This window comes from Wolbachia endosymbiont of Atemnus politus, from assembly GCF_013309895.1.
The window spans coordinates 1-4,368 of sequence record NZ_JAAXCS010000104.1 but is presented as its reverse complement, the minus strand read 5'-3'; the positions used below and the strand labels follow the sequence as shown (position 1 = coordinate 4,368).

Sequence of the window (4,368 nt, the reverse complement as noted above, 5' to 3'; positions counted from 1 at the left end):
ATAGAACTCTTCCCATAAAATAAAAAATAAATTGAACAATAAACCAGAAATCATAAACCTAGATAAATTTATTTGAGTTTATCTCTACTACAAATTAAAAACAATAAATTTACCTATTGATCACTTAAGTGATAGGATGTGAATCAGCTAATTTATCTTTCAATTTCTTGTTGGCAACATGAGTATATATTTGAGTTGTAGAAAGATTACTATGGCCAAGAACTTCCTGTATCAGCACAATACTTGCCCCACTATCCAGTAGATGAGTAGCAAAGGAATGTCTGATTACATGTGGAGAGATTTTACTTTCATCAATATTACATTTTCTTGCTAATTCCTTAATCAATTGACCGATTGTCTGCCTTGTAATCGGCCTGTTAGGTTTATTACCTGGAAATAACCAATCAGATTCCTTTCCTTCAGGAATCAGATTATCACGAATTGATAAATAATTTCTAAAACTTTGTAGTGCTTCCACGTTAAAAAGGATTTGCCTTTCTTTACCACTCTTTCCTTTTATTATTACATAACATTTTTGTCATTACTGTTTACTAGATGTGACACCTTACACAATTTCAAATTAATCAGTTCAGAAATACGCATGCCAGAAGAGTAAAGTATGTCTAAAATAACGTATAACCTCCTACCGTTTATTTCTTTAGTCGATTCGCTTGCTGATTTTCTGACTCTGTCCATTAGCAAAAGCATTTCTTCACCACTCAAATACTTTGGCAAAGGACGAGAAACTTTTGGGTCTTTCAATTCATCATCATTAGCTGGAGCTGGATTGAAATCTAATATTCCATCATTAAATAGGCACTTATAAAAAATGTTCATAGCAGATATTTTTTTATACAGAACTACTTTTATATTTCTTTTGTGTGTATAGAGATTTCACATAATCCTTAATATTAGTTTTGCTCTCATTAACTAAAGTAGTACCGCTTTCCAATAAAAAAATCTTCAAGTTGGCATAAATCCGAACGATAAGTTTCTAAAGTATTTTGCGTGGCAGACTTTTCTGACACCAAAGTATCTATGTAATAGGTTATATAAAGATTTTATTTTTGATCCTGCAACGGCTTACTCTTCAACACTAGCTCCTATATTTATTTCTTTGACTACAGTTTGATTGAAAACGTTACTAGTATTCCATATTAAAAAATATGAAATAAATAAAGCATTTATCAATATAATAAGCACAATAAACTTTCCTCTTAATTTTTTTTTTCAGATTTGATCTTATAGTTAAATTATAACACCAAATCTATAGAAAGCACCTTACAAAGTGAACTTTACTACGATATACCACTTTTTAGTTGCATCTATTTATATATGTTATAACATAACTTCTTATAGCACTAGCACAACCAAGTGGTAACTTCTTTACTATTGTCACAGATGTTAATAAATTTTTAATGTATACGATCTATATAATGAGGAAATCATATATCATGCCGTTTTTTAATAAAGTTCTAATAAAAGGAATAGTAATATTTGATCCCATAGACTCATTATCTATTTTTTCTATCACTTTATTAACACTGCAAAAAGAACGCTCTATTCTTGCAAAGATATAATTAATCACTTTTAAATCGACTTTTAACGGTTTGTCTGAAAATCGTTTCATTAACATAATTCGTAATAATTCCCCACTAGCAGGTGGAATTTTCACGCTGGTAGTTGATAATATGGGAGAACTCATGTCTTTCAATTTAAAATTGAGTCTTTTTGATGAAGTTGAAGAAGTAATGAGTAATCTCTTGTTATCTTCTTTTATGTAGTTGTAACAATGTAATAGCATTGCTTCATCTTGAACATTTTGTATATCTTCCAAAATAAAAGCGTTGCTATACCTCATCTCACCTATAAAATTATTCACATTGATAAAAATCGCATTGTTCATCGATTGCCAAATATGAGCAAGATGGGTTTCTCCAGAACCTTTAGGCCCAAAGAGAATCAGACATTTCCAAGATAAATCATCCATTACTGAATTGTACACATTCTTATTTTCGTCTAAAACGATGAAATTTTGCCGGCAATAATCAGTTTGATTATTGTTAAATACATTTAATTGTACATTAAACATCTTTCATCTCTGACAGTGTATCAAAATTCGCTTTCAAGGATATTTTGAGGTTTAACTCTCTTTATCACAAACTAGTTGTACAAAAAACCTGCTACCCATTTCTATAAAACTCACTTTTAAGATATATATTGGTTATACATTCCACTGATACATAAAACATCGCTATTATTGGAGCAAAAAGCAATATACCCATAAGTCCAAAATATGAAGCACACATAGTAACCCCAAGAATAATCACGGCTGGATGTATATGAACTTTTTTCCTATTAACAAAGGAACCAGTATATTCGCATCCATTAACTGTCCAACACCAAATAATAGTAGAATAGTAGTACTTTCAAACCACCCATTAAATTGAGTAACAGCGCTCAAAAACCCAATAACAGTATATAGCAACGGTCCTATATAAGGTACAAATGTTAGTGTTCCTGATAAAATTCCAATAGCAATAGAATGTCTCAACCCGATTATACTAAGACCTATAGAGTAAAAGATCATCATAACGATGCATTCATTTGCTTGTCCTTTTAGGTAATTAGATACAATGAAATCCACTTTTGAAAAATAATCTGCAACTTTTTCTCTTTAAGGGACAGGAACTATAACTCACTAACCTTTGCTACAATCAGAGGCCAGTCAAGCAATACATAGAAAAACATTAACGTAGTGACTACTACTAACGGTACTATATGAATTAAGCTAAAGATTGAGCCTAACACCTGAATTATAAAATTACTGGTAATATCAAAAGCATGTATGAAATGAGATATATAATCGCTGTAATTTTCTGCTAGATTCTTAGATAAGCGATCAAGCAAGTCCCTCCTACTTTTATATTAAGAAATTATAACACAGATGGAATAACTTTGAGATTCAACGAAGGCACTTTACTGACCTAAAAATTTAATATTGAGGCAATTTGAACATATATAATAGGTAAAACAAATGTAACAGCTAATACAAAAACTATAAGCAGGATAAATATTATAAAAATTACAGAATATAAGCGCGGTATTTTATATTTTTCAAACTTTACTACTAGTGGATTAAATAAATATGCAACAACGATAGACATTAAGCATGGAAAAATCATAGGGCGTACTAAAAATAGTGTGCCAACTATAATAAGTAATATAAGACAGACAGTTAGGTGACGTTTTTGCATGTTTTTAGCATAGTCAATCTATTGAAAAAAAAATACACAGTTTATTTTGTACATGTTAAAATAATTCAGAACTGTTTCAGACAGTTTACAAAAAACAAAGTACCTATCTAGCTGTACTAAATAAGACTCGATCTGACACTTTAATAAAGTAAGCTAAAAATAATAAGAAAAGGAGTGTTAGAACCTGTACATGATCTCAAAGATGGAAAAAAGTTGAGAATGTAAATTAGAAATATGAGAACCAAAGTCGTGAAAAATTTAAGATAATTTTACCAGATCTAGAATCCTGTAGAAAAAAAAACAAAGCCAAGAAAATTTATGATGTATTGTGTGGAGTGCCTAAGAAGCTGCTGCCAGTGGAACAAAAGAGTTTCCAAAATGGAGAACGACTACTATAAAAAATGGAGCGAAAACCAAGCAGAAAGTATTTTAGAACGTAAAATATTTAGAAAGAACAATGGTAGGAAAGAGAAAACCAGTAATTGATGCTCAAAGGGTTAAAAACGCAGATACTGCTGAAAGAAAGAGCTATGATGCAGACAAAAAAAATCAGGTGTAAAGCGCAGAAGATACGCAAAAAGTACATATAACAACGGCAGAAGCGTAGCAGTGCTGTAAAAATGCTAAATCTCCGAATATACTCGCTGATATATAGGAAATAAAAGCAATTATTGGAGTGCAACTAATAAATCGAAGCGAATTTTGCTGTATTGCCAAAAAGATGGATTGTAGAGAGGTCTTTTGCTTGATGTAGACGGTTATGGAAAAAATTGCGAGCGTAAAATTATTTTTCTTGCTTTCACTCCTCAAAATATTATGATCAGTTTCTGAGGAAGTTATAATCCCTTCGCCTATGCCTATTATGTTCATCAATTGATCAGAAACCTCGCTACCATAAGAAATTTGAGCAATAGCCTCGTACCAATTTTCATAAGATTTATAATGATTGGCTATTAATTTTGCTGCATTTGGTCCTACAAGCCTAATCCCAAAAGAAGTTAGAAATTTTTCAAGGGTGACGGTATTTCTGCTATTGATAGAGTCCAATAACGTAGCTATGGATTTTTCATCCCATCCCCTTTGTTCACTTAAGTTGAAATTTTTGAGTTTT

3 protein-coding genes and 2 pseudogenes are annotated in these 4,368 nt (G+C 31.0%); all 5 read right to left on the bottom strand.

The annotated features are described in order from the left end of the window. Positions 1 to 124: 124 nt before the first annotated feature. On the bottom strand, positions 125 to 478 hold the full coding sequence (locus HET73_RS08595) for a tyrosine-type recombinase/integrase (protein ID WP_343033095.1): 354 nt from the start codon (positions 476 to 478) through the stop codon (positions 125 to 127). A 44-nt stretch (positions 479 to 522) separates the two neighbouring features. Next, positions 523 to 837, bottom strand: a complete 315-nt coding sequence (locus HET73_RS08590; protein WP_246210224.1) for a site-specific integrase — start codon at positions 835 to 837, stop codon at positions 523 to 525. A gap of 592 nt (positions 838 to 1,429) precedes the next feature. Next, positions 1,430 to 2,092, bottom strand: coding sequence for an HdaA/DnaA family protein (locus HET73_RS06115; RefSeq protein WP_174133413.1), 663 nt, complete (start codon positions 2,090 to 2,092; stop codon positions 1,430 to 1,432). A 91-nt stretch (positions 2,093 to 2,183) separates the two neighbouring features. Beyond that, positions 2,184 to 3,257, bottom strand: a pseudogene (locus tag HET73_RS09535) (AI-2E family transporter). A gap of 549 nt (positions 3,258 to 3,806) precedes the next feature. Further along, positions 3,807 to 4,368 (bottom strand): annotated as a pseudogene (locus tag HET73_RS06105) (hypothetical protein); the annotation flags it as partial.

Coding starts and splice junctions, on each gene's coding strand:
- HET73_RS08590 (WP_246210224.1), bottom strand. CDS start 837: ATGAACATTTTTTATAAGTGCCTATTTAATGATGGAATATTAGATTTC.
- HET73_RS06115 (WP_174133413.1), bottom strand. CDS start 2,092: ATGTTTAATGTACAATTAAATGTATTTAACAATAATCAAACTGATTAT.